Genomic DNA, 23,568 nt, shown 5'->3' on the forward strand with positions numbered 1-23,568 from the left:
TTTAACATCGCTTTATCTTTAAAAGATACTTAAGCGTCTACAAAAACAAATTAAAGTGCTTTGATAGCAGCGTTTAAACGGCTCTTGCTACGAGCAGCTTTGTTTTTGTGAATAAGACCTTTAGTTGCGTAACGATCTAAGATCGGTTGCGCAGCTGCTAATTCTTTTGTTGCCAATTCTTTGTCACCGGCTTCAATTGCAGCGATTACTTTTTTAACTAAAGTACGCATCATTGAACGACGGCTTGCATTGTGTTGACGGCGCTTTTCAGATTGTACCGCACGTTTCTTAGCTTGCTTTGAGTTAGCCAAGGTGAACTCCTAAATGTGATAAAATATAGCCTAAATTTAAGGCGGCAAAATATGCCTTTTTTCTGAGGAATTGTCAATTAATTTAGCGATAAATATTACCAGATTTATTAATTACCGCTAAATTAATAACTCCCATTGAACAACCTGGCATTTATTTATTGGTTTAATAATAGCGATTTGCGTCAGTAAGCTGCGTTATTTACGAGATTTTTAGCGCTGCTACACATAGCGAGCCAGAAATTATTTATTTGCAGTGCTAGCGGTAAACAGAACATTCTCTGCTTGTTTAACACTTTGAGTTACAGTCATAATATTTCTTTTGTCTATTTTCCCTATTGAGCAAACAGAGTGAGTAAAAAGTTAATTAAGTCAGGCATTATTGTCAGCGCCATGACCATGATCTCTCGTGTACTAGGATTAGTGCGTGACGTGGTTATCGCTAACTTCATGGGAACAGGCGCAGGTGCTGACGTATTTTTCTTTGCTAATAAAATTCCCAACTTTTTACGACGCTTATTTGCTGAGGGGGCATTCGCGCAGGCTTTTGTACCAGTGCTCAGTGAGTATCAAGCACAAGATGAAAAAAATGGCACAGATGAAACCAGAAAACTGATTGCACAGGTGTCTGGCACGTTAGGGGTAGTGATATCTCTTGTTACCCTGTTCGGTATGATAGCTTCGCCAGTTATTGTTGCGCTGTTTGGTTTTGGCTGGTTTCTTGATTGGTGGCATGGGGGCGAGCAAGGCACTAAGTTTGAGCTGGCTTCTACGTTACTCAAAATTACTTTTCCGTATTTGTGGTTTATTAGCTTAACCGCACTTGCTGGCGCAATACTCAATACCTTAGGCAAATTTGCCGCCGCCGCTTTTACACCGGTATTACTCAATGTTTGTATTATTGCCAGCGCTATTTTCTTAACCCCATACTTTGATTTGCCTGCTTATGCCTTAGCGTGGGGGGTATTTTTTGGGGGGGTAGTACAATTTTTGTTTCAACTACCGTTTTTATATCGCGCAGGTGTTTTGGTAAAACCCAAGTGGGCGTGGCATGCACCTGGAGTGGCAAAAATTCGCAAGCTAATTGTGCCTGCGTTGTTTGGTGTTTCCGTTACCCAAATTAATCTGCTGTTAGATACTTTAATTGCCAGTTTCTTAGTCACAGGCTCAATTAGCTGGTTGTACTATGCCGATCGTTTACTGGAATTTCCCCTTGGTTTATTTGGTATCGGTATTGCCACGGTAATTTTACCCAGCCTTTCTGGGCTGCACGCTAGAGAAAATAAAACAGAATTTTCCTCTACCATTGATTGGGGCTTGCGGGTTGTTTGCTTGATGGGAATGCCAGCATTGGCTGGGTTGATGGTGCTGGCTCAGCCTATCATCATGCTGCTGTTTATGCGCGGTGAATTCAGTCAAAGCGATGTGCTGCAAGTGTCTTACGCCCTTTATGCGTATCTTTCAGGCTTAGTAAGTTTTATGTTTATCAAAGTGCTCGCTCCTGGGTTTTACTCACGGCAAGATACCAAAACTCCGGTTAAGATAGGCATAATTGCCATGGTAGCAAACATGGTTTTTAACTTAATGTTAGCGCCGTTTTATGGCTATGTTGGTTTGGCAATGGCAACTACCTTATCGGCGACTTTAAATGCATTTCTGCTTTATCGCGGGTTGAAAAACAGTGGTGTGTTCACCATTCCTAGTAAAACCAAGTGGTTTTTTGCGAAGTTAGTTGTCGCCTCTGCGCTAATGGCTAGCGCTATTATTTATTTTCAGCCAAGCGAAAATGAGTGGTTTGCAATGGTATTTTCACAGCAGTTAGCACACATCAGTAGTTTGATTGTTGCCGGCGTTATACTTTACTTTGCTTTGCTATGGCTAATGCGCGTAAAACTCAGTGATTTTAAGGTTGATAAAAATAGCCCGATTTCTGCTCGTTAAATGCTGATTCTTTACTGAGACTAATATATAATTCGTCGGTTTTTTAGGTTAGATAGGCTAACTTGCTGATAACTGATGAATGTCTAAAAACACATCAGCTTAGCTAAGCCAAAAGATTAAACAGACAAGATTGAATCGCTCAATGCAGTTAATTCGCGGAATTCATAACATAAAACCAGCTGATCACGGCTGTGTATTGACCATAGGTAATTTCGATGGCGTTCACTTAGGACACCAACGCGTTATTACCGCATTGATAGAGCAGGCGAAAGCACTGAATTGTGTGTCTGCTGTAATGGTATTTGAGCCGCAACCGCAAGAGTTGTTTAGCCCTGAAACGGCGCCAGCTCGGTTAACTCGCTTACGAGATAAATACGCCTTGCTGGCAGAGCTTGGGGTAGAACGCTTGATTTGTGTGAACTTTAATTGTGCTTTTGCTAGCCAAACGGCCGAGTACTTTATCGAGCAATTGTTGGTTGCACAGCTTGGTATTAAGCATTTGATCATTGGCGATGATTTTCGCTTTGGTAAGAATCGTACTGGCGACTTTAAAATGCTGAGCCAAGCGGGCGAGAAATTTGGCTTTGGTGTTTCGGATACCGCGAGCTTTAAATTAGATGATTGCCGCATCAGTAGTACCGAGATCCGTCAAGCCTTAGAGCAAGACAGGCTAGCTGACGCGCAAGGCATGCTGGGTAGACCTTACTCGATTCATGGTCGTGTTTTCCACGGTGACAAACGTGGTAGAGAGTTAGGCTTCCCGACGGCTAATATCAAGCTCAAACGTCGTGTATCGCCAGTATCCGGTGTTTATGCGGTACAAGTGAATAGCGAAGCTGGGACATATTTTGGTGTTGCCAATATTGGTTCAAGACCTACAGTGGCAGGCATTAGACAACAACTTGAAGTGCATATTTTCGACTTCAACCAAGATGTGTACGGTCAGATATTGGAAGTTGTTTTACTAGATAAACTGCGCGCAGAACGTAAGTTTAACTCTTTGCAAGAACTAACCGAACAGATTAACAAAGACAGCCAACAGGCGCGTCGCTATGTAACTGAATATCAAGCCAAGATGGCTTAAGTTACATAAACTAAATTAGCGAGTCTTAGTCCAAAACAAACCTAACGAATCATTAAGTTAGGGTAAAGTTAGGCTAAGCGAATTGAATAGAATCGTTAGATTGACCAGATTTGAATTAACGGATATCGACATAAATGAGTGATTACAAACATACCTTAAATTTGCCAGATACCAGTTTCCCTATGCGCGGAAACATGGCAAATCGTGAACCACAAATGCTGAAAGACTGGGCTGACAAGGGCCTTTACAGCAAAATTAGAGCGGCGAAAAAAGGTAAGAAGTCATTTATTTTGCACGATGGCCCTCCTTACGCCAATGGTGACATTCATTTAGGTCACTCGGTAAATAAAATTCTTAAAGATATTATTGTTAAGGCAAAAACCTTATCTGACTTCGATTCGCCGTACGTGCCTGGCTGGGATTGCCACGGTTTACCGATTGAGTTAGTGGTAGAGAAGAAGTTTGGCAAACCAGGTCACAAACTTTCGGCTGCAGAGTTTCGCAAAAAATGTCGTGAGTATGCGGCAAAGCAAGTTGATGGTCAGCGTGAGAGCTTTAAACGCTTAGGTGTGTTCGGTGATTGGGAAAATCCGTACCTAACAATGGATTTTGAAACCGAAGCCAACATTATCCGTGCGCTTGGTAAAATCACTGAAAATGGTCACTTACAACAGGGCTTTAAACCTGTTTATTGGAGTGTTGTTGGTGGCTCAGCGCTTGCAGAAGCGGAAGTTGAATACGCCGACAAAGTGTCTTTCTCGATCGATGTTAAATATCCGGTTGCCGATGAGTCTGTGCTAGCAGAGCTTGTATCAGACTTATCAGGTAGCGGCAAAATTTCTGTTGTTATTTGGACAACAACACCGTGGACACTACCATCTAGCCAAGCAGTTAGCGTTAATGCTGAGTTAGATTACGTTATTGTGCAAGCAGGCGAAGAGCGCTTGTTAGTCGCTGAAGCTTTGCACGAAAGTGTGATGGAGCGCGCAGGCGTTGAAGATTTCGCCATTGTTGGTCGAGTTAACGGTGCAGCACTTGAACACTTGCAAGTTAATCACCCTTTCTATGAGCGCAAAGTACCTGTTATTTTGGGCGATCACGTTACAACTGATGCGGGTACGGGCTGTGTTCATACCGCACCAGATCACGGGGTAGAAGATTTCAATGTTGGCAAACTATACAACATCGAAACGTTAAACTACCTAGACGATAACGGTATTTACCGTAATAACGTGGAGTTGTTCGCCGGTGAGCACGTCTACAAAGTGGATGAGAAAGTAATTGATGTCGTTGCTGAGCATGGCAACTTACTTGTTAAAGACAAATTTACTCACAGTTACCCACATTGTTGGAGAACAAAAACGCCATTAATTTTCCGTGCGACGCCTCAGTGGTTTGTCAGCATGACTAAGAATAGTCTTCGCGAAGAAGTTCAAGGTGCTGTTGAAGGTGTGCAGTGGATTCCTGACTGGGGCCGTGCGCGCATTGATTCAATGTTAGAGTCGAGCCCTGATTGGTGTATCTCTCGCCAGCGTACTTGGGGCGTGCCAATTGCCTTGTTTGTTCACAAAGAAACACAAGCCTTGCACCCAGACACGCCGCGTTTAATTGAAGAAGTGGCCAAGCTTGTTGAAAAGCAAGGTATGGACGCATGGTTCGACCTAGAAGTAAGTGATTTATTAGGCGATGACGCTGATGCTTACAGCAAAGTAACAGACACGCTAGATGTTTGGTTTGATTCTGGCGTTACTCATTACTCTGTTATGGCACAACGCGAAGAGTTAGGTTATCCAGCAGATTTATACTTGGAAGGCTCTGATCAGCACCGCGGTTGGTTCCAGTCTTCATTAAAAACAGCGATGGCGATTAATGGCAGTGCGCCATACAAGACGGTATTAACCCATGGCTTTACCGTTGATGCTGACGGTAAGAAAATGTCTAAGTCACTTGGTAATGTGATCACGCCATCTGAGATCACTAATAAGCTAGGCGCAGACATTCTTCGCTTGTGGGTGGCTTCGGTTAACTACACGCAAGAAATTACCGTATCGGACGAAATCTTTAAGCGCCAAGCGGATGCTTATCGTCGTATTCGTAACACGTCACGCTTCTTGTTAGCCAACATTAACGGTTTCGAGCCTGCTAAGCACTCAGTTGCCGTTGAAGATATGGTAGCGTTGGATCGTTGGGTGGTAGCCAAAGCTGCAGCACTTCAAGCAGAAATCATTAATGCTTACGATGAATATGAGTTCCACCAAGTGGTGCACAAGCTAATGAACTTCTGTACAACGGAGCTTGGTGGCTTCTACTTAGACATCATTAAAGATCGTCAATACACAGCTAAATCTGACAGCCATGCGCGTCGTTCATGTCAAACCGCAATGTACCTAATTGCTGAAGCGATGACGCGTTGGATGGCACCAATCTTGTCATTCACTGCACAAGAGATCTGGCAAGCATTGCCTGCTCCGGCTGCTGGCGAGCGTGATGAGTTTGTGTTTACTGATGTATGGTTTGAAGACATTGCTGGTATTACTAACGATGGCGAGCTGAGTGACGATTACTGGAACGACATTTTATTAGTACGTGCTGAAGTTAACAAAGCGCTAGAAGCTGCTCGTAAAGATAAGAAAGTGGGTAAAGCACTTGAAGCTGAAGTGACTTTGTATGCTCAAGCTGAGCTTGCAGACAAGCTTGCGAAATTAGGCGATGAGCTACGCTTTGTACTGATCACATCAGGCGCGGCGATTTCAACTGACGCAGTGCCTAGCGAAGCCGTAGCAACTGAGCTTGAAGGTTTATCAGTTGCGGTTGCGCAATCAGCAGGTACTAAGTGTGATCGTTGTTGGCACTTTACTGACGATGTCGGCGCGGTTGAAGTACACCCTGAGCTATGTGGACGTTGTGTAACTAACGTTGATGGCGACGGTGAGCAGCGACAGTTCGCATAACTGACACTTCCAAAATAAACCGCTGAATTTCAGCGGTTTATTTTCTTCTACCGATAGATTTATTCGTTATAGGAATTCTGACGTGAGTTTTTCTTCATCATCACCTTTTTCTTCAACAGGGCTTAAATGGCTGTGGCTTACTGTACTTTTTCTCATTATTGATCAAGTGACAAAACACTGGGTCGCCGGCACTTTTGATTTGTACGAAAGTGTTGCTGTTATGCCATATTTTAATTTGACCTATGTACATAACGAAGGTGCTGCTTTTAGCTTCTTAGCAGACCAAGGAGGCTGGCAGCGTTGGTTTTTTACCACAATAGCCGCGTTGGCAAGTGGTTTATTCATCTATTGGCTATCTAAAACACCATCGTCAAATCGCGTTCTAGGGGTTGGTTTTGCGTTAATGCTAAGTGGTGCACTTGGCAACTTAATTGACCGCGTGTTATTTGGCTATGTCATCGATTTTCTCGACTTTTACGTAGGAAAGTCTCACTGGCCTGCATTTAACGTTGCCGATTCGGTGATCTTCGTTGGAGCAGCCTTAATGATTTATGACTCTTTCTTTGGTCAGCCCGATAAAGAAGACTGAAACGAACAGGAAGCTGGCAAAGTCAGTATTGAATAGTAATTAATTTAAGAAGTACCTAATTTAAGAAGTAAGAAATGACACAAATTACCGCAGTCTCAAGTCTAGTTGCCCACATCACCATGAAGTTATCAGATGGCTCTGCCGCCGATAGCACTAAAGTGAATAATAAGCCCGCAATAATCAATATGGGCGATCAAAGTATCTCGCCTGCGTTTGAAGCACAATTGCTAGGAATGAGTGAAGGTGAAACGAAAGAGTTCACCCTTGCTGCCAAAGATGCATTTGGCGAAAAGAACCCAGACAATGTACATTATGTAGACATCAACAAATTTGACGCAGACACACCGGCTAAAGTGGGCAGTATTATTACTTTTACAACGCCTGGCGGTGAAGTACCTGGTATGGTTACTGAAGTATCTGGTGCATCTGTTACCGTTGATTTTAATCACCCTTTGGCTGGACAAGACGTTACTTTCGTTATTGACGTGGTAGAAATTAAGTAGGCATTTTGATGGAAATTATCTTAGCAAATCCGCGTGGCTTTTGTGCAGGTGTAGATCGTGCTATCAGCATAGTAGATCGCGCTTTAGATTTATTTGATGCACCAATTTACGTGCGTCACGAAGTTGTTCATAACAAATTTGTTGTTAATGGCTTAAAAGATCGTGGCGCTGTTTTTGTCGACGAACTCCATGAAGTACCAGACGATGCAACCGTAATTTTCAGCGCACACGGTGTCTCAAAAGCCGTTCGTAACGAAGCGAAAGAGCGCGGATTAAAAGTATTTGATGCCACTTGCCCACTAGTCACTAAAGTACATATGGAAGTCTCTCGTGCTAGTCGCAAAGGGGTTGAGTGTGTGCTTATTGGTCATGCAGGTCACCCAGAAGTAGAAGGCACGATGGGGCAGTATGACAGTGCAGACGGCGGTATCTACTTAGTTGAGTCACCAGAAGATGTAGCAGCGCTTACTGTTAAAAACCCTGATGCATTGCATTACTGTAGCCAAACCACCTTATCAGTAGATGATACTAGTGATGTAATTGATGCGTTGAAAACCAAGTTTCCTGCAATTGAAGGACCGCGTAAAGACGATATTTGTTATGCAACGCAAAATCGCCAAGATGCTGTTAGGTCAATTGCAGAACAAGTAGATTTGTTGTTAGTTGTTGGTGCGAAAAACAGCTCTAACTCAAATCGCTTACGTGAATTGGCCGAAAAAATCGGCACGACTTCTTACCTAATAGATACAGCTAACGATATCGATGAAGCTTGGCTAAAAGGCACACTAAAAGTAGGGGTTACTGCGGGGGCTTCAGCGCCAGAAGTATTGGTAAAGCAAGTTATCGAGCAACTAAAATCCTATGGAGGTCATGAAGTTATCGAACACCCAGGCCGTGAAGAAAACATAGTATTTGCCGTACCTGTTGAATTGCGTTAATCTTCGGGGTGGATAAAAGTTAATCAGCATTTTAGTCAGCTGCAAAGCTAATTACTAACAGGAGAATTCGATCACAGTTTCGGATTTGCGATAACTTTAAACGCAACCGTGGGTAGTAACTGTGTAGTGACAATATAGGTCACAGCTACCCATTATATGGATATAGGTATGGGTTAATGCCTCTAATTATGGCGATACTTAACACATATGTTGGCCAATCTCGGGTATTTATTACTTCAATAAATCGCCACTCTATTTTTTTGCGAAGAAATTTCTTTCTTTCCCTTTCTACTTTTTTAACTCACGACTTACTACTCGATCCAAAAGCGAGGTGGATTTATGGATAACTACCATTCGCGAGGAATGACATTAATAGAAGTTTTAGTCGCATTATTTATCTTAGCGACTGGAATTTTAGGTGCTGTGGCTATGCAAACAACAGCCAAGAAAGGAAGCTTTGATGCTATGCAGCGCTCATTAGCCTCGGCTATGGCGCAAGATATTATCGAACGCATTCGTAGCAATGATGTGAGTGAAGCGATATTAGAGAGCTATGAAGGCAACTATGGTGAAAATGCTAGACCTTTGCCAGACAACCTTTGCAATAATGTCGCTTCCCCATGCACAGCACAACAAATAGCTACTAATGATCTATACGAATGGACAAATGCATTGCAGGGAGCAAACTCAAAGTTAAGCAACAGCAATACTGGTGGCTTAATTGATGCAAGAGGGTGTATTACTCACAATGCTCAACTAGTAACTGTAGTTGTTAGCTGGGCAGGGCGATCCGAAGTAAAAAGTGCTGGTGGCGGAAATTGCGACTCTTCGGCAGACAAACGTCGCAGTATTGTATTAACAGCATTTTTGTTTTAGCGAGCAGTAAATGAAGTATCAACGCGGTTTTACAATTTTAGAAATATTTATTTCTTTAGCGTTAGGGTTAGTGCTTTTTTCAGGTGTAATGAGCGTATTTGTTGGTATGTACTCAACATCTGATACCACAACTCGGTATGGTTCAATGCAAGAAACAGGGCGAATTACCATTAGCTTACTAACTGATGATCTAATGCGTCAGGGGTTCTGGGGGGAGCTTGCCATGCCACTAAGCAACAGCAATTTACTATCTGTGCCAACTGCGCCCAGCAGTGAGTGCCGAGGTGGTGGAATTAATAATGGAACATTTCCAGGAAATATTGGTACCTTTCGAGCCATATGGGGTGCTACACCTTTAAATTCCGCCATGATGGGGTGTATCAATGATGCCAAGCAAGGTTCTGATATTTTGCAGTTAAAGCGTGCAGTCGCATTACCGACGGTAGGGGCGTTAGACGGTGATCGCTACTACTTAACGACTAACATGAATGCTGGCCAAATATTTGATGGTGAGAATACTCCTCCTGTTATCAACAATAGCCAGACATGGGAGTATCAGCACCATATCTACTATGTTTCAGATGATACTTTAGCTGGTAGTTCTAATGTTGTACCGACCCTAAATCTGATTAGCTTAGCCAATAGCATGTGGAATCAGCCTTTAATCGACGGTGTAGAAATGATCAGATTTTTATACGGTATTGATAGTGACGGTAATGGCAATGTTGACTCATTTGTCTCGGCAAATAATGTAACAGACGCGATTTGGGATGGCGCTTCTAGCGCAAAAATTAGAGCAGTTAAAGTATATGTGCTAGTGCGTGATATAGAGCTAGACCCCACCTATACTAATGATACTGTGTACCGATTAGGTGATGTTAACTTTAACGCAGCTGGTGATAACTATAGAAGAATGCTTTTTAGTTCCACTATAACACTACACAATGGTGATGTAAGAGTATGGTAGGTAATCAAAAAAGGCCTCAAACAGGTTTTGTTTTAATAACATCAATTGTTTTTTTAGTCGCGCTTACTGCCGTTGCTTCAGTGTTAATGCTTAATTCATCTTCAGACATCAAAATGTCGGGCGCCAGTGAAGAAAAGTTAATTGCGGTTCAGGCAGCCGTTAGCGCTTTAGACGAAACTGTTGCAGACCAAATTAGAGGTAATGTCAATTTATTTGCAGGCAAGGATTTTCCTCAACCTGTTAATACAATAACAAGTGTGGCCGTCAGCAGTGTGGTTATTGATAATGAGCTTGACACCAATGAACCGACAGACTGCCCGCACACAACCTTATCTTCCTCAAATCAATTATTAAAATGCAATGTCGTGAGCATTGCTGTAACTAATCAATATGGCCGAAATAATACGAGCGAAGTTCGAGCCAACGCTAATATTGCTCAGCAACTATTAAATGTAGGGAATTAGTGATGAAATACGTATTTTTTTTCCTAAGCTGTTTACTTCCTTGGGTAGCATACTCGGAAGATATTGAATTATACCTTGGAAATGAGTCGACTACCGTTGGGATTACCCCCAAGGTGTTAATCATTTTTGATAACTCAGGCAGTATGAACCAATTGGTTACCATTAATGCCCCCTACGATCCAAACTTTACTTACCCCGCAGTAGGTGGTTTTAATTCACTGTCGGAAAAGTTTATCTACTTTACTAAAGGTACCGGCGTTGATGGCCAATCTTTGCCAACTCCCGATAGTCCAAGCGAACAGCGACGTTTTTTAGCATCGATTCTAAGTTGTGACTTTGCTCACGAACCTTTAGCGACAAAAGGCTTTGTGAATGTAAACCTTAGGGAGTATACCTTCAAAGGCAGCTCTGGAACGTGGGAAGAAATACCAGACAACAATGGCGCAAACTTGGAAATAGTCGACTGCTTAGAAGATATAGAATATGACATACTTAATAATACTTCTATTCGAAATATAAACTCTGGTACTGACGCTGACGGTAAACCTTACGGTTTTGACAAAGATGGTAAACCATTACCTGATGGCTATCCCGCAGATGGTCTAGGAACGAAAAAAAAACCAGTGTATTACACAACTGACATTAACAACGCCATTAGTACAGCAGAGAAAGGTGAAATAGTTACTCTATATTCGGACAATTACCTTAGATACTCGCAAAGTGATACGGTCGAAAAAGAAAATGTATCTAAATTGGAAGCAGCAAAGCGAGCTGTGGTGTCAGTTGTAGAGTCGTTTCATAACGTAGATTTTGGGCTTCAAATATTTAACCTAAACCACGCTGGTGAAAATACGCGCGATGGCGGCCGCATAGTTATGGGTATTCAGCCAATGAATATTGCAACTAGAGCTGAGCTGCTAGGTATCCTTGAAACAGATATAGACGGTGAAACCAATACGCCATTGTGTGAAAGCCTTTATGAGGCAAGTCGTTATTTTGGCGGTCTATCTGTAGACTTTGGGGATAATGATTCTAACTATAGTGATATTAACTACAAAGGTAACACTCCGCCAAGGGACACAGGTATAGAGACAGGTAAAAACTACTTATCACCATTCGGTGCTAATTACTGTGGTGACAATGTCCATGTGATAATGATAACCGATGGGGCCCCAACTCAAGACCAAGCAGCTAACAGCAAGATTGCTGCTATGCCAGGCTTTGATGCAAGCAAAGTAAGAAAGGTTCGCTCTAGATTTGGCAGTTCGCTAATTAGCAAGGATAATTATTTGGCTGCGTTAGCAGACATCCTTCATAACCAAGATATCAATGGAAATGTTGAAGGTAAGCAGAATATAACTTTGAACACTATCGGCTTTGCGTTACAAGATTTTGCTGATCCGGATAACCCCACCAATTCAGAACTGATCGATGACGATGCAAAAAAATTGCTTGATGCAGCTGCCGCTGCCGGAGGTGGTGAATTCTATAACGTTGAGGAACCAGAAAAGCTAGTTATAGAGTTATCTTCTGCTTTACGGAATGCACTAAGTGTCAATGCAACTTTCACTGCACCAGCAGTAGCCTCAAATAATTTTGACCGCACTCAAACACTCGATTCAGTTTACTACGCTATGTTTTTGCCAGAACGCAGACCAAGATGGGCAGGGAATCTAAAGAAACTGAAAATTTCAGGAAGCGGTCTAGTTGGTACAGGGAAAGAACCAGCATTAAATGACGATGGCAATATTAAAGACGATGTAACAACAATTTGGTCAACTAATGATGACGGCGCAGATGTTAATGAAGGGGGCGTTGTTGAAATGTTCCAAAATATGACACCTAGCAGTCGTACTGTATATTCAGATTTAGGCAGTAGTGGAGCAATAATAGATTTTACAAAAGACAATGCCGTTACTGCTTTTGAAACTGAGGCAAAACTTGCTGCATTTATGAAAGTTACAGAAGCTGATTTAGATGGATTGGTTGACTGGGCAAAGGGCAGTGATGTTGATGATGATGATAACGACAAGTCAACAACAGATATGCGCAAGGATGTTTTTGGTGATCCTCTCCATTCACGTCCGCTCGTAATTAATTACGGTGGCAGCTCTGATAATCAAGATGTACGCATCATCGTTGGAACTAATGCAGGTGCACTGCATATGTTCGAAGATGAAGGAGATACAGTTAAAGAAAACTGGGCATTTATGCCGAAAGAGTTTTTTAATAATTATAGTGAGTTGAGAGTTAATGCGAGTGGTAGTGGTAAAGTCTATGGTTTAGATGGTACCCCTGTTTCCTATATTGATGACGGTGGCGATGGCACTGTTGATCATACTAAAGGCGATAAAGCTTGGGTGTTTGTAGGCTCACGCCGAGGAGGCTCTTCTTACTATGCTCTGGATATTAGTAACCCGGACGCGGCGCCTAAATTATTATGGCACATCAATGATGAGACAAATGGCTTCAATGAACTTGGTCAGTCATGGTCTACACCTCGAGTGATCAACTCGTTAATCAATACAGATTCGGGTAAAGCCAAGCCTACTCTAGTATTTGCTGCTGGCTATGCAGCATCAAAGGATGCAGGTGGCGTGGGTACAAATGATTCTTTGGGCAGAGGGTTATATTTTGTTGATGCAGCAACAGGTGCGCAGAAACTAGCGATAACACCAGGTGGTGATATCGACTTTTCCGGTAATGACAGCATTCCTGCAGCAGTTTCTGCCCTTGATAGCGATTCAGATGGTTTCGCGGACCGACTATATTTCGGCGATACTGGTGGTGTAGTTTGGCGACTTGATATGGTCGGTGCCGACTCTGATGATTGGGGGCTTATTAAGCTCGCTTCACTCGGCCGTCAAGGTGAAGGAAATAATGCGACAGAAGCGAATGACAGACGTTTCTTCAGTGAGCCTACAATTACACGAGCATTGATTTCAGAAACATTTAAGTACACAACCATAGTTGATGGTAATTCCGATGAGCAGTTTCACCAATCAGCTGTACCTTATGATGCCATTTTAATCGGCAGTGGTAATCGCGCTGATCCATTAGATACTGTAACTAATAACATGCTATTTATGATCAAAGATGGGAATATTATTACCCAAAAATTTGATACCGCACCCGCAGTGATTGGTGTGAATGACCTATATGATTACACTGGTAACCCTTTTGCTAATCAGAGCCTTAGTGATAGTGAGCGGGAACAATTAGCATTTGCTGTGAGTGAAGAAGATGGCTGGCGAATAAGCTTGCAAGGCAGCGGAGAGAAAAGTGTTACACAGCCTGAGGCAATAGCAGGTGTTGCATATTACAACAGCTTTATTCCTACTTTTGCTTCAGCAGGCACCTGCGCCTTAGATGGCGGTAAGGCACAATTGTATGCTGTTGATTTAGCGTTAGGAACAACTGTTTATGAGACGAGGATAATAGAGCTGCCCGGTATCATAAATGAAAAGCCAACTATTGTTACTCGGCCGCCAACAACAGATGATGATGAATCGGATCCAGATAACCCTAAAGAAACTGATCAAAGAACAGAAGTTGTGTTGCTTGCACCTGATGAAAAGACAATTTGTGATGCAAATGGTAACTGCGACGGTTTGAGATTGAAAACAATGCGTACAGCTCTATATGTTGAGGAAGATAATTAATGAAAAGAAGCATCAAGTCTTCTGGTTTTACTCTGATCGAGTTATTAATTGCTGTTGCAATTATTGGTATTTTGGCAGGAGTTGCATACCCAAGCTATCAGAGTTACGCGACTAAATCGAAACGAACTGAGGGCCAGCGTGAATTGCTAAGAATTGCCAGCTTGATGGAGCAATACTACTTAGACAACAGAATTTATACAAATGATATGACAAAGCTTGGCCAAGCTAAAGATCCTTTTGAAACTGAAGGCGGTTATTACAAAATAGATGCAACAGTGACTGGAGACAGCTTTATCTTAACCGCCACGGCTCAAGGGAGCCTCGCTTCTGCTGATGTGAAATGCAAAGAGCTTAAGGTGACAGACGCTGGCCAAAAGACACCGAGTAGCGATTGTTGGGATTAACACTAGTGAGAACGATAAAATGAAAAGTATCTTTGTTGCGATTGTCGCGTTAGCTGTTTTATTGAGCCCATCTGATGTAAATGCTAAGGCTGATGACAAAGCTCGTATTAAATGCCATATCGCATTGCTAGGTGGAACGGAAATTATTCATTATAAAATTATGCCTGCTAATCAAGGTGCGAGCTATTTCGACAAGCTAAAAAAGAATAAGCGCATTAATAAAAAGCGAACAACCGAACGAATTTTTGATGTCTTTGAGTGTGTTCCATTTGGTCAAAAATTTACAGAATCAAAAGCGAATGCGTTAGAAAACAGCTTACCTAAATAGCCGACATTAGATTGTGTTTATAGTTTTTCCTCATGCTTTAAGGACGACTATCACTCGCTTAGTCAAATCAAGTTAGCAAAACTAAGTGTATCGTCGGTTTAGCTTGGCTTTATTTGAGAAAATGTTCCTAGAGCTCTGCCATTCACTATCGTTCTCTCTTAACTCTGTGCACTAGCGTCGCATACGGTTGAAGGGTAGGGGTATTAGCATACAAACAAGCGGTCACTATATAACTACACTACTCACAAGTGATATCAGCACCAGCTCTTGTTTCGTCAATGTTGTCATTATCCGTGTCTCGTGTTTGAATAGCTCTACCTCGCAATGAGACAATAACCCCGCGGTTGAACTGTGGTAGGCTTTTGGGGCAATAAGCAAAAGTTCCTGCCGCGCCTCCTGCTTGGCCAGTCGGCTGATAAGTCAGACTAGCCCTTGGAAAGGTTAAGGTGTCGCCCTCATCAATTGAGGCTTTCACTCGAATAATAGTTTCATTGTCTGCCGAATCATAGTCACCGTTATTGTTCACATCAACAAACGCACTTATTTCACGCGACCAATCATCTACACAGCTTTTTCCATCTAACGGGCAGACGATGACTTCATGTTCTAAGTTTATAGCGGTATTTCTTGCTGTGAGCAGTAGGCGATGAATTTGAGATATTTCGTTGTCCACTCTAATTTGCACGATCCAATTATTGAAATTTGGTAATGCTACCGCCAGCGCGATTCCTATGATGGCAACTCCAACCATTAGCTCTACGAGCGTAAATCCTTTTGATATTTTCATAATCAGCCACCTTAACTACGAGCGGTTAAATCCTAGTCAACAGTTATACCACTGTTGGCTAGGAACACCAAATGGTCGATGCTAGAAATCAAGCTCTAGTCGTAGATAGTGGGAATCGCCAGGCGCTTGTGTTGGGTTTTGTTGTAGATAGCTACGATACGGTCACGAACCTCATCAGAAACTACTTTGCCTTCCAAGAAGTCATCTAATTGGTCATAGCTAAGGCCTAGTGCATCTTCGTCTTTCTTGCCTGGGTCTAGGTCTTCTAAATCAGCGGTAGGGGCTTTTTCCACTAAAATTGAGGGAGCACCTAAGTGCTTAGCTAATTGTCTAACTTGGCGCTTTGAAAGACCAAAAAGCGGCACTAGGTCACATGCGCCATCACCCCACTTGGTAAAAAAGCCTGTAATGTTTTCTGCAGAGTGGTCAGTGCCAATCACTAAGCCGCCAAGAATACCAGCAATGTGGTACTGAGTTACCATGCGGCTACGCGCTTTTACATTACCTTTTGAAAAATCGATTTGGCTGTCACTTGCACTAAGTAATTGTGCACTTTCTAAGGCGCTTAAGGTTTCTTGGTTAATACCATCAGCGCCTGCTTTGATGTTGGTTGTTACCACATTGCTTGGTTGGATAAAAGAAAGCGCAGTTTGAGCGTCTTCTTCATCAGCCTGAATACCATAAGGCAGTCTGACCGCTATAAATTTGTATTCTTCAGTTGCGTGCTCTTGGTTCAACTCGTTAACGGCAAGTTGCGCTAAACGGCCGCAAGTGGATGAGTCGACACCACCACTGATGCCCAATACAAGGTGCTTAAGTGAGGAAGAGGTTAGTTGTTTTTTGATAAAGGCTACTCTGCGCTCTACTTCATATGCAGGGTCGATTTCGGGTAACACTTTCATTTCTTCAATGATCACTTGCTGATTCATTGTTAATCCTTGGTATCAAAAATAGTTAAGCTGAGTGTAACAAAAAGCACAGCGATTTGTGCAGACCATTTATACGTGAAAATAATTCAAATGGTTGAGTTTTCAGCGCTTAGTTATTTTGTTTTTTAATTATCGGCATATAATAAAAACGTAGCTGTAAAAATTATTAAGGCGTGAAAATGAAAAAAATAGAGGCGATTATAAAGCCATTTAAAATGGATGATGTGCGTGAAGCATTAGGCGAGATCGGCATTACCGGTATGACGGTGTCAGAGGTGAAGGGCTTTGGCCGTCAAAAAGGTCATACTGAGCTATATCGTGGCGCGGAATATATGGTGGATTTTCTGCCAAAAATGAAAATTGAGATTGTCGTGGCATCTGACGATGTCGAGCGCTGTGTTAACGCTATTATTGAAAGTGCGCAAACAGGTAAAATTGGTGATGGTAAAATCTTTGTCACTGATGTTGAGCGTGTAATCCGAATCCGTACTGGTGAAGAAGACGAAGCAGCTATTTAGACTCTAACTCTCTTTCCTCTGAGCTGAACAATAAAAAAAAGCTGCATGTGCAGCTTTTTTTGTACCCGTTGGTAATCGAGTGATTAATTATTTAACAATGGGTTATTAGGGTAGTTAGCCGCAATAACTTGCAGTGTGTTACGTTTTAAATCGTCTAATCCTAATGCTTGATAGCATTCAACCATCAGTTCAAGAGCCGCTTCTGTTTCTTGAGTTGGTGCGTAGTATTCAACGATGTAGCGAGCACGATTAGCGGCAGAGACATAAGCCTCACGCTTTAAGTAAAATTTAGCGACTGCAAGTTCGTATTGAGCTAAGCGAGATTTAATCGCAATCATGCGCTTTCTCGCATCTGCAGCATATTTACTGTCTGGATACTCATCAACGATTTTACGTAAATCCTTAAAGGCATCTCGTGATGCGCTTGGATCGCGATCTGAACGGTCAATACCCGCTAAATCTTGGAATAAGTTTTCTTCTGTCGCTACGTTAATTAATGCGCGCATGTAGTAAACATAGTCAACGTTAGCGTGCTTAGGGTTTAATCGTAAAAAGCGATCTGCTAATGCAATGCCTTGCTCAGAATTACCTGTTTTATAATAAGCAAACAATAAGTCTAATTGCACTTGGTGCGAGATAGGGCCAAATGGAAAGCGAGAATCAATAGCAGATAAAATTTGAATAGCTTTTTGATATAAGCCGTTATCAAGCGCTTCGCGAGCGTCAACAAACAATGCTTGGGCGGAACGATCAGGTACTTTTTCAATATCAGTATCAGAAGAAGAGCAGCCAGCAAGCGATACTACTGCGGCTAACACTAAAGCTCTTAAGGTCAATTTATCCATAGACTCGATTATCACTAGGTTGTTTTCGTTAAAATTGTTATGAAAGCCCTAAACAAAAGGGTAAAATGCTTTTCTTTTTTTGTTGAGCAGCATTCTAACTCAGCATTCTTGCCTTGCACAGTGCAAATACTAATTTGATAGCAAAGAGATTTTAATGGCCGAAATTATCCAACATCAAGAAACTGTTCCACAATCCTGCTTAGGAAAACGTTTAGACCAAGCATTAGCGGAAATGTTTCCTGATTATTCGCGTTCACGCTTAAAAGAATGGATTTTAGCGGGTAATGTTAAGTTAGACGGCAAGGTTGTCACCAAAGCGCGCGAAAAAGTGTTTGGTGAAGAAACCGTTGAAATTGATGCCACCATTGAAGCGGAAGTGCGCTTTGAACCGCAAGATATTCCGCTAAACATTGTTTACGAAGATGATGATATTCTGGTCATTAACAAGCCAGCGGACTTCGTGGTTCACCCAGGTGCAGGTAACCCAGATGGCACAGTGCTTAATGCTTTATTACATTACTGTCCTGAACTTGAGCTAATTCCACGTGCTGGTATTGTTCATCGTCTAGATAAAGACACAACGGGGTTAATGGTAGTTGCCAAAACCATTGCCGCGCAAACAAATTTAGTTGATGCTTTGCAAGCGCGTGAAATTACGCGTGAATACGAGGCGATCGCCAGCGGCATTATGACCGCAGGTGGTACAGTAGATGAGCCAATAGGGCGTCATGCAACTAAGCGCACTCATATGGCCGTGACGATGTCGGGGCGCCCATCGGTTACCCATTACCGTGTGATGGAAAAGTATCGCTTACATACGCGTTTACGACTGCGCCTTGAAACGGGTCGTACTCACCAAATTCGTGTGCATATGGCACATATCACGCACCCGCTAGTCGGTGATCCGTTATACAATGGTCGTCCAAGACCACCTAAAAATGCGACGCCTGAGTTACTAACATTTTTGCGCAGTTTTAAACGTCAGGCGTTGCATGCCGCAATGCTATCACTGTATCACCCAATCACGGGCGAGTTAATGACATGGCGTGCCGACATCCCTGATGATTTTGTTGAACTCGTCGAGTTATTAAAAGAAGACACTAAGCTTAACAGTGAGCAAGACTACTAACGCTGGGCAGCATACAGCTAGCCACAAAGTTGCTGTTGATTGGCCGGCCCGCCATGTCACGGCATTTACGACGACTCGCGAGCTTGCTGGCGAGTTGGCGCTGGCCGGTCAATACGATAGCTTTAATTTAGGGCTGCATGTTGGCGATAGCCCAGAACAAGTTAATGCCAACCGAGCAAGTCTTGCTAAAGATTTACCAGCTGGTACAAACATTCAATGGCTTGAGCAAGTCCATGGCAGTAATGTTGCTATTGTCGATCAATATCAAGTGGCACCAATTACCGCAGATGCAGCGATAACACGAAGCCCTAATATTGCCTTAGCGGTAATGACGGCAGATTGCTTGCCTATTTTAATTGCCGATAAGTCAGGGCAAGTTATTGCCGCAATTCATGGTGGCTGGCGACCATTAGCGCAAAATATAATTGCGAAAACTGTTGAAGCGATGAACACACCTGTCGCGCAATTAGTGGCTTGGTTAGGCCCTTGTATTGGCCCAAGAGCTTTTGAAGTTGGCAATGAAGTTAAAAACACATTTGTAAACCTTAACCCGGCAACGGTAGTTGCTTTTCAGGTAGTGCCTCAGTCTGCTCAAAAATACTTGGCGAACCTGCATCAAATTGCGCAATGTCTACTCAGTGCTTCAGGTATTGTTGAGGTAGCCAGCCTGCCTCATTGCACCTATTCTATGGCGCAGCAATATTATTCTTACCGACGCGAAAGCGTCACAGGCCGTATGGCAAGTATTATCTGCCGCAACGATTACTAGTGCTTACGCTGCTACTGTTAGCCCCTCTGCATATTATTAGCTCCTCCAAAGAACCTTAAAAGCTTGTTTTAAATCAACATCGCACCCTACATATACTTGATTTTAGCAGTTAAGCCCCTATAGATAATGTTAGTTTTAAAGCGTTAGCAAATTACAGTGAGCTAAATCACTATCATTTTACACTTGCTAATGCTAACCAGAAATTATCGAGAACCGAGGTTTGTATGCGTTTAGACAGGTTTACTCAGTCTTTCCAATTAGCTATTTCTGATGCGCAATCATTAGCATTGGGGCGAGATCATCAGTTTATTGAACCACTGCACTTAATGATGGCCTTACTAAAGCAATCTGGTAACAGCGTTATTCCTTTGTTAAAAAGTGCAGGGGTTGATGTTAGCTCGCTGCGCAAACAAGTTGATAAAGCGCTTGATGGGCTGGCAAAAGTTCACGGTGTTGGTGGTGAAGTTCAACTTTCATCAACAACCGGTAACTTGCTAAACCTTTGTGATAAGTACGCGCAAAAATTAAAAGACGCTTACATTTCTTCTGATGTGTTTTTATTAGCTGCGCTAGAAGATACTGGCATGCTAGGCCAGATTTTAAAGTCGCTAGGGGCGACAGAAGCGCGGCTCAAAGATGCCATTAAGCGTATACGAGGTGGTCAAAACGTTAACGATCAAAATGCGGAAGATGTAAGACAGGCGCTCGATAAATTTACGATTAATCTCACCGAGCGTGCAGAGCAAGGTAAGCTAGATCCTGTAATTGGTCGTGACGATGAAATTCGTCGTGCAATTCAGGTGCTTCAGCGTCGCACAAAAAACAACCCTGTACTTATCGGTCACCCAGGGGTTGGTAAAACCGCCATTGTCGAGGGTTTAGCGCAACGTATTGTTGATCACGAAGTGCCAGAAGGGCTGAAGAACAAACAGGTATTGTCGCTTGATATGGGCGCACTGGTGGCGGGCGCAAAATATCGTGGTGAATTTGAAGAGCGTTTAAAAGCAGTATTGAATGAGTTGTCTAAGTTAGAAGGGCAAGTCATTCTGTTTATTGACGAGCTACATACCATGGTCGGCGCAGGCAAAGCCGATGGTGCAATGGATGCTGGAAATATGCTGAAGCCAGCACTTGCACGCGGTGATTTACACTGTGTTGGAGCGACAACACTCGACGAGTATCGTCAGTACATTGAAAAAGACGCAGCGCTTGAGCGCCGCTTCCAAAAAGTTATCGTTGATGAGCCAAGTGTTGAAGACACTATCGCGATTTTACGTGGTCTAAAAGAGCGTTATGAACTGCATCATTCGGTGAATATTACCGATCCGGCAATTGTTGCCGCTGCAACACTTTCTCACCGATACATCAGCGATCGTCAATTACCCGATAAGGCAATTGACTTGATTGATGAAGCGGCTTCCAGTATTCGCTTGCAAATGGACTCTAAGCCAGAAAACTTGGACAAATTAGAGCGTAAACTTATTCAGCTTAAACTAGAGCAACGCGCCTTGGCGAAAGATACTGACGATGCGTCAATCAAACGTCTATACGCCATTAACGCAGAAATTAAAGATACGCAGCAGCAATATGACGAGCTAGATGAGATTTGGACGACTGAAAAAGCAGCATCGCAAGGGACGCAAACCATCAAAGCAGAACTTGAACAAGCGAGAATAGATTTGGACTCAGCACGCCGTGCGGGCGATTTGAATCGTATGTCTGAGCTGCAATACGGCAGGATCCCTGAACTTGAAAAGCAGTTAGATTTAGCCAGTCAAGCGGAAATGCAAGAAATGAGCTTGCTCAGTAACAAAGTTACTGAAATTGAAATTGCTGACGTGCTTAGTCGCTCCACTGGCATCCCCATAGCTAAAATGCTGTCTGAAGAGCGTGAAAAGTTACTCAGTATGGAGAATGAACTTCATCAGCGCGTCATAGGCCAGTCTGAAGCCGTTGTTTCTGTCGCTAACGCTATTCGCCGATCACGAGCAGGCTTGGCAGATCCTAATCAGCCAATAGGCTCTTTTTTATTCTTAGGCCCAACAGGTGTTGGTAAAACAGAGTTGACTAAAGCGCTAGCCGAATTTTTGTTTGATACTGAAGATGCCTTGATTCGCGTTGATATGTCTGAGTTTATGGAAAAACACTCCGTTGCTCGACTAGTGGGAGCCCCTCCAGGTTATGTGGGTTATGAAGAAGGTGGCTATTTAACCGAAGCTGTGCGCAGAAAGCCCTATTCGGTAGTGCTGCTCGATGAAATTGAAAAAGCGCACCCTGATGTGTTCAATATTTTACTACAAGTGCTTGATGACGGCCGTTTAACTGATGGTCAGGGGCGAACGGTAGATTTTAAAAATACCGTCATTATTATGACTTCCAATATTGGCTCGGAATCAATCCAAAGCTATAGCGGTGACGAAGAATACGAATTAATGCGAGCCTCTGTGATGGCAGAGCTTAGCCAACATTTTAAACCTGAATTTATTAACCGTGTTGATGATACCGTTGTTTTCCATCCATTAGTCGCAGAGCAAATAGTTGAAATTGCTAAGATTCAAATTGCATCTTTATCAGCGCGTTTAGCACAGCAAGAGCTTGGTTTGCACCTTGACGACAGTGCACTAAGAAAGGTTGCAGAAGTTGGTTTTGATCCTCTATTTGGCGCTAGGCCATTAAAACGTGCAATTCAAACAGATATTGAAAACCCTATGGCGCAGCGTTTACTGGCAGGAGAATTTGAAAAGGGCCAGAAAATCGTTGTTCAATTTGCTGATGACAAATTTACTTTCACTACGGAATAGTGATGTTTTTGATTGTTTTAGCGCAAGAAGAAAAGTGTAAATGTAGATAACTTTCCAGTGAGTGATTTTAGGTCGTGCTTTTAGGTAATGGTTTTAGGTAGTAGCTTGGTAGCTGCTACCTTTTTGATGATTGGTTACTGCTGTTAACTGAATAAGTTATCGCAGCTAAATTGCATTAGCTATTGTCGTTATCATCACAGTAAATTTCGACGTGTTGTTTATTCAGCATACGCTGTTCTTGCTTTTCCTCTGGCGTTAGTAAACGAGAGCTGCCGTCTGGTTCTTTTAATAAAATTCGTTCAAAACCACCAAGCAATTTCAAATTAACTTGTGCTGCTTGGCAGTTCTTTTCAATTAACTCTGAAGCCTGGCGGGCACGTTCGAGCTCATTCTTGGCTTCTTTTTGTGCTTGCCTTTCTGCCAACCAATCATCAACAAATGAGTTTTTTTCACCGTCAGGAACTACTGGCGCATAAGCAACGCGGACATCGACTTTGGCAAAATCTTTATCGTTAGGATGCTGGTGACTAAAATGCACAATATTGTCTTTATCAACCCAGCGGTAAACAGTTGTATCTTGAGCGTTTCCTGACATTGTGAATAACAGCAGGCAAAGTGTTGGAATCAACTTGTACATAATTAAGGCCTTTTACTAGCAAACTTCCCAGCCAACAGCATTGAATAAAGTTTAACCCATCTTAAACATTAAGTTGATATATTGACAGCGTTTTTTCTGACCTCTGACTCACTGCACGCAAAGCTGTAAGTTGATTAA

21 protein-coding genes are annotated in these 23,568 nt (G+C 42.6%); 16 read left to right on the forward strand and 5 right to left on the reverse strand.

What is annotated here, in order from left to right:
- Positions 1-50: 50 nt before the first annotated feature.
- Entirely contained in the window at positions 51-311 is a 261-nt protein-coding gene (gene rpsT, locus ACSLUR_RS03835) for a 30S ribosomal protein S20 (protein ID WP_115999434.1), read from the reverse strand.
- A 348-nt stretch (positions 312-659) separates the two neighbouring features.
- Between rpsT and murJ the strand changes: the two genes are divergently transcribed.
- The 12 genes from murJ to ACSLUR_RS03895 all read left to right on the forward strand — a co-directional run bounded on the left by murJ (position 660) and on the right by ACSLUR_RS03895 (position 15,015).
- A complete protein-coding gene (murJ, locus tag ACSLUR_RS03840; RefSeq protein WP_448551965.1) occupies positions 660-2,249 on the forward strand; it encodes a murein biosynthesis integral membrane protein MurJ in 1,590 nt (529 codons plus the stop codon).
- 142 nt (positions 2,250-2,391) lie between these two features.
- Entirely contained in the window at positions 2,392-3,333 is a 942-nt protein-coding gene (gene ribF, locus ACSLUR_RS03845; protein WP_448551966.1) for a bifunctional riboflavin kinase/FAD synthetase, read from the forward strand.
- Between the two features lie 134 nt (positions 3,334-3,467).
- Entirely contained in the window at positions 3,468-6,284 is a 2,817-nt protein-coding gene (gene ileS, locus ACSLUR_RS03850; protein ID WP_448551968.1) for an isoleucine--tRNA ligase, read from the forward strand.
- Positions 6,285-6,366: 82 nt separating this feature from the next.
- Complete coding sequence (gene lspA, locus ACSLUR_RS03855; RefSeq protein WP_448551970.1) at positions 6,367-6,873, forward strand: signal peptidase II; 507 nt, start codon at positions 6,367-6,369, stop codon at positions 6,871-6,873.
- A 74-nt stretch (positions 6,874-6,947) separates the two neighbouring features.
- Complete coding sequence (fkpB, locus tag ACSLUR_RS03860; protein ID WP_448551972.1) at positions 6,948-7,376, forward strand: FKBP-type peptidyl-prolyl cis-trans isomerase; 429 nt, start codon at positions 6,948-6,950, stop codon at positions 7,374-7,376.
- A gap of 8 nt (positions 7,377-7,384) precedes the next feature.
- Positions 7,385-8,314 (forward strand): 4-hydroxy-3-methylbut-2-enyl diphosphate reductase, encoded by a 930-nt coding sequence (ispH, locus tag ACSLUR_RS03865; RefSeq protein WP_448551974.1) that lies wholly within the window; start codon positions 7,385-7,387, stop codon positions 8,312-8,314.
- A gap of 339 nt (positions 8,315-8,653) precedes the next feature.
- On the forward strand, positions 8,654-9,190 hold the full coding sequence (gene pilV / locus ACSLUR_RS03870; RefSeq protein WP_448551975.1) for a type IV pilus modification protein PilV: 537 nt from the start codon (positions 8,654-8,656) through the stop codon (positions 9,188-9,190).
- A 10-nt stretch (positions 9,191-9,200) separates the two neighbouring features.
- A complete protein-coding gene (locus ACSLUR_RS03875) occupies positions 9,201-10,157 on the forward strand; it encodes a PilW family protein (RefSeq protein ID WP_448551977.1) in 957 nt (318 codons plus the stop codon).
- The gene (locus ACSLUR_RS03880; RefSeq protein WP_448551979.1) at positions 10,151-10,621 is read left to right on the forward strand and encodes a hypothetical protein; all 471 of its coding nucleotides are present in this window, start codon (positions 10,151-10,153) and stop codon (positions 10,619-10,621) included. Before ACSLUR_RS03875 ends, ACSLUR_RS03880 begins: the two co-directional genes overlap by 7 nt.
- A 2-nt stretch (positions 10,622-10,623) precedes the next feature.
- Entirely contained in the window at positions 10,624-14,283 is a 3,660-nt protein-coding gene (locus ACSLUR_RS03885; protein ID WP_448551981.1) for a pilus assembly protein, read from the forward strand.
- A complete protein-coding gene (locus ACSLUR_RS03890) occupies positions 14,283-14,687 on the forward strand; it encodes a type IV pilin protein (protein WP_448551983.1) in 405 nt (134 codons plus the stop codon). The genes ACSLUR_RS03885 and ACSLUR_RS03890 overlap by 1 nt, the downstream gene beginning before the upstream one ends.
- Before the next feature lie 19 nt (positions 14,688-14,706).
- Complete coding sequence (locus tag ACSLUR_RS03895) at positions 14,707-15,015, forward strand: TapY2 family type IVa secretion system protein (RefSeq protein WP_448551985.1); 309 nt, start codon at positions 14,707-14,709, stop codon at positions 15,013-15,015.
- Between the two features lie 238 nt (positions 15,016-15,253).
- Here ACSLUR_RS03895 and ACSLUR_RS03900 read toward each other — a convergent pair whose 3' ends face one another.
- Together ACSLUR_RS03900 and nadE are read right to left on the reverse strand one after the other, a co-directional pair.
- Complete coding sequence (locus tag ACSLUR_RS03900) at positions 15,254-15,802, reverse strand: GspH/FimT family pseudopilin (RefSeq protein ID WP_448551988.1); 549 nt, start codon at positions 15,800-15,802, stop codon at positions 15,254-15,256.
- Between the two features lie 95 nt (positions 15,803-15,897).
- Positions 15,898-16,731 (reverse strand): NAD(+) synthase, encoded by an 834-nt coding sequence (gene nadE, locus ACSLUR_RS03905; protein WP_448551990.1) that lies wholly within the window; start codon positions 16,729-16,731, stop codon positions 15,898-15,900.
- 179 nt (positions 16,732-16,910) lie between these two features.
- On the opposite strand from nadE, the gene glnB reads away from it, so the two are divergent.
- A complete protein-coding gene (glnB, locus tag ACSLUR_RS03910; protein ID WP_115999448.1) occupies positions 16,911-17,249 on the forward strand; it encodes a nitrogen regulatory protein P-II in 339 nt (112 codons plus the stop codon).
- 83 nt (positions 17,250-17,332) lie between these two features.
- On the opposite strand, the gene bamD is transcribed toward glnB, so the two are convergent.
- The gene (gene bamD / locus ACSLUR_RS03915; protein WP_448551992.1) at positions 17,333-18,094 is read right to left on the reverse strand and encodes an outer membrane protein assembly factor BamD; all 762 of its coding nucleotides are present in this window, start codon (positions 18,092-18,094) and stop codon (positions 17,333-17,335) included.
- Positions 18,095-18,248: 154 nt separating this feature from the next.
- Here bamD and rluD point away from each other — a divergent pair, with 154 nt between their 5' ends.
- From rluD to clpB, 3 genes are all read left to right on the forward strand, one after another.
- Positions 18,249-19,223, forward strand: a complete 975-nt coding sequence (rluD, locus tag ACSLUR_RS03920) for a 23S rRNA pseudouridine(1911/1915/1917) synthase RluD (protein WP_448551994.1) — start codon at positions 18,249-18,251, stop codon at positions 19,221-19,223.
- Positions 19,207-19,992: a peptidoglycan editing factor PgeF gene (gene pgeF / locus ACSLUR_RS03925; RefSeq protein WP_448551996.1), complete on the forward strand. Its 786-nt coding sequence runs from the start codon at positions 19,207-19,209 to the stop codon at positions 19,990-19,992. The genes rluD and pgeF overlap by 17 nt, the downstream gene beginning before the upstream one ends.
- Before the next feature lie 224 nt (positions 19,993-20,216).
- Complete coding sequence (clpB, locus tag ACSLUR_RS03930; protein ID WP_448551998.1) at positions 20,217-22,793, forward strand: ATP-dependent chaperone ClpB; 2,577 nt, start codon at positions 20,217-20,219, stop codon at positions 22,791-22,793.
- Positions 22,794-22,968: 175 nt separating this feature from the next.
- On the opposite strand, the gene ACSLUR_RS03935 is transcribed toward clpB, so the two are convergent.
- Positions 22,969-23,430, reverse strand: a complete 462-nt coding sequence (locus ACSLUR_RS03935; RefSeq protein WP_448552000.1) for a DUF4124 domain-containing protein — start codon at positions 23,428-23,430, stop codon at positions 22,969-22,971.
- Between the last annotated feature and the right edge of the window lie 138 nt (positions 23,431-23,568).

It is taken from the genome of Thalassotalea montiporae (assembly GCF_053485855.1).

What these genes read in the sequence shown, in the direction of transcription:
- ribF (WP_448551966.1), top strand. Translation starts at nt 2,392, where the DNA reads ATGCAGTTAATTCGCGGAATTCATAACATAAAACCAGCTGATCACGGC.
- ileS (WP_448551968.1), top strand. Translation starts at nt 3,468, where the DNA reads ATGAGTGATTACAAACATACCTTAAATTTGCCAGATACCAGTTTCCCT.
- fkpB (WP_448551972.1), top strand. Translation starts at nt 6,948, where the DNA reads ATGACACAAATTACCGCAGTCTCAAGTCTAGTTGCCCACATCACCATG.
- ispH (WP_448551974.1), top strand. Translation starts at nt 7,385, where the DNA reads ATGGAAATTATCTTAGCAAATCCGCGTGGCTTTTGTGCAGGTGTAGAT.
- pilV (WP_448551975.1), top strand. Translation starts at nt 8,654, where the DNA reads ATGGATAACTACCATTCGCGAGGAATGACATTAATAGAAGTTTTAGTC.
- ACSLUR_RS03875 (WP_448551977.1), top strand. Translation starts at nt 9,201, where the DNA reads ATGAAGTATCAACGCGGTTTTACAATTTTAGAAATATTTATTTCTTTA.
- ACSLUR_RS03880 (WP_448551979.1), top strand. Translation starts at nt 10,151, where the DNA reads ATGGTAGGTAATCAAAAAAGGCCTCAAACAGGTTTTGTTTTAATAACA.
- ACSLUR_RS03885 (WP_448551981.1), top strand. Translation starts at nt 10,624, where the DNA reads ATGAAATACGTATTTTTTTTCCTAAGCTGTTTACTTCCTTGGGTAGCA.
- ACSLUR_RS03890 (WP_448551983.1), top strand. Translation starts at nt 14,283, where the DNA reads ATGAAAAGAAGCATCAAGTCTTCTGGTTTTACTCTGATCGAGTTATTA.
- ACSLUR_RS03895 (WP_448551985.1), top strand. Translation starts at nt 14,707, where the DNA reads ATGAAAAGTATCTTTGTTGCGATTGTCGCGTTAGCTGTTTTATTGAGC.
- ACSLUR_RS03900 (WP_448551988.1), bottom strand. Translation starts at nt 15,802, where the DNA reads ATGAAAATATCAAAAGGATTTACGCTCGTAGAGCTAATGGTTGGAGTT.
- nadE (WP_448551990.1), bottom strand. Translation starts at nt 16,731, where the DNA reads ATGAATCAGCAAGTGATCATTGAAGAAATGAAAGTGTTACCCGAAATC.
- glnB (WP_115999448.1), top strand. Translation starts at nt 16,911, where the DNA reads ATGAAAAAAATAGAGGCGATTATAAAGCCATTTAAAATGGATGATGTG.
- bamD (WP_448551992.1), bottom strand. Translation starts at nt 18,094, where the DNA reads ATGGATAAATTGACCTTAAGAGCTTTAGTGTTAGCCGCAGTAGTATCG.
- rluD (WP_448551994.1), top strand. Translation starts at nt 18,249, where the DNA reads ATGGCCGAAATTATCCAACATCAAGAAACTGTTCCACAATCCTGCTTA.
- clpB (WP_448551998.1), top strand. Translation starts at nt 20,217, where the DNA reads ATGCGTTTAGACAGGTTTACTCAGTCTTTCCAATTAGCTATTTCTGAT.
- ACSLUR_RS03935 (WP_448552000.1), bottom strand. Translation starts at nt 23,430, where the DNA reads ATGTACAAGTTGATTCCAACACTTTGCCTGCTGTTATTCACAATGTCA.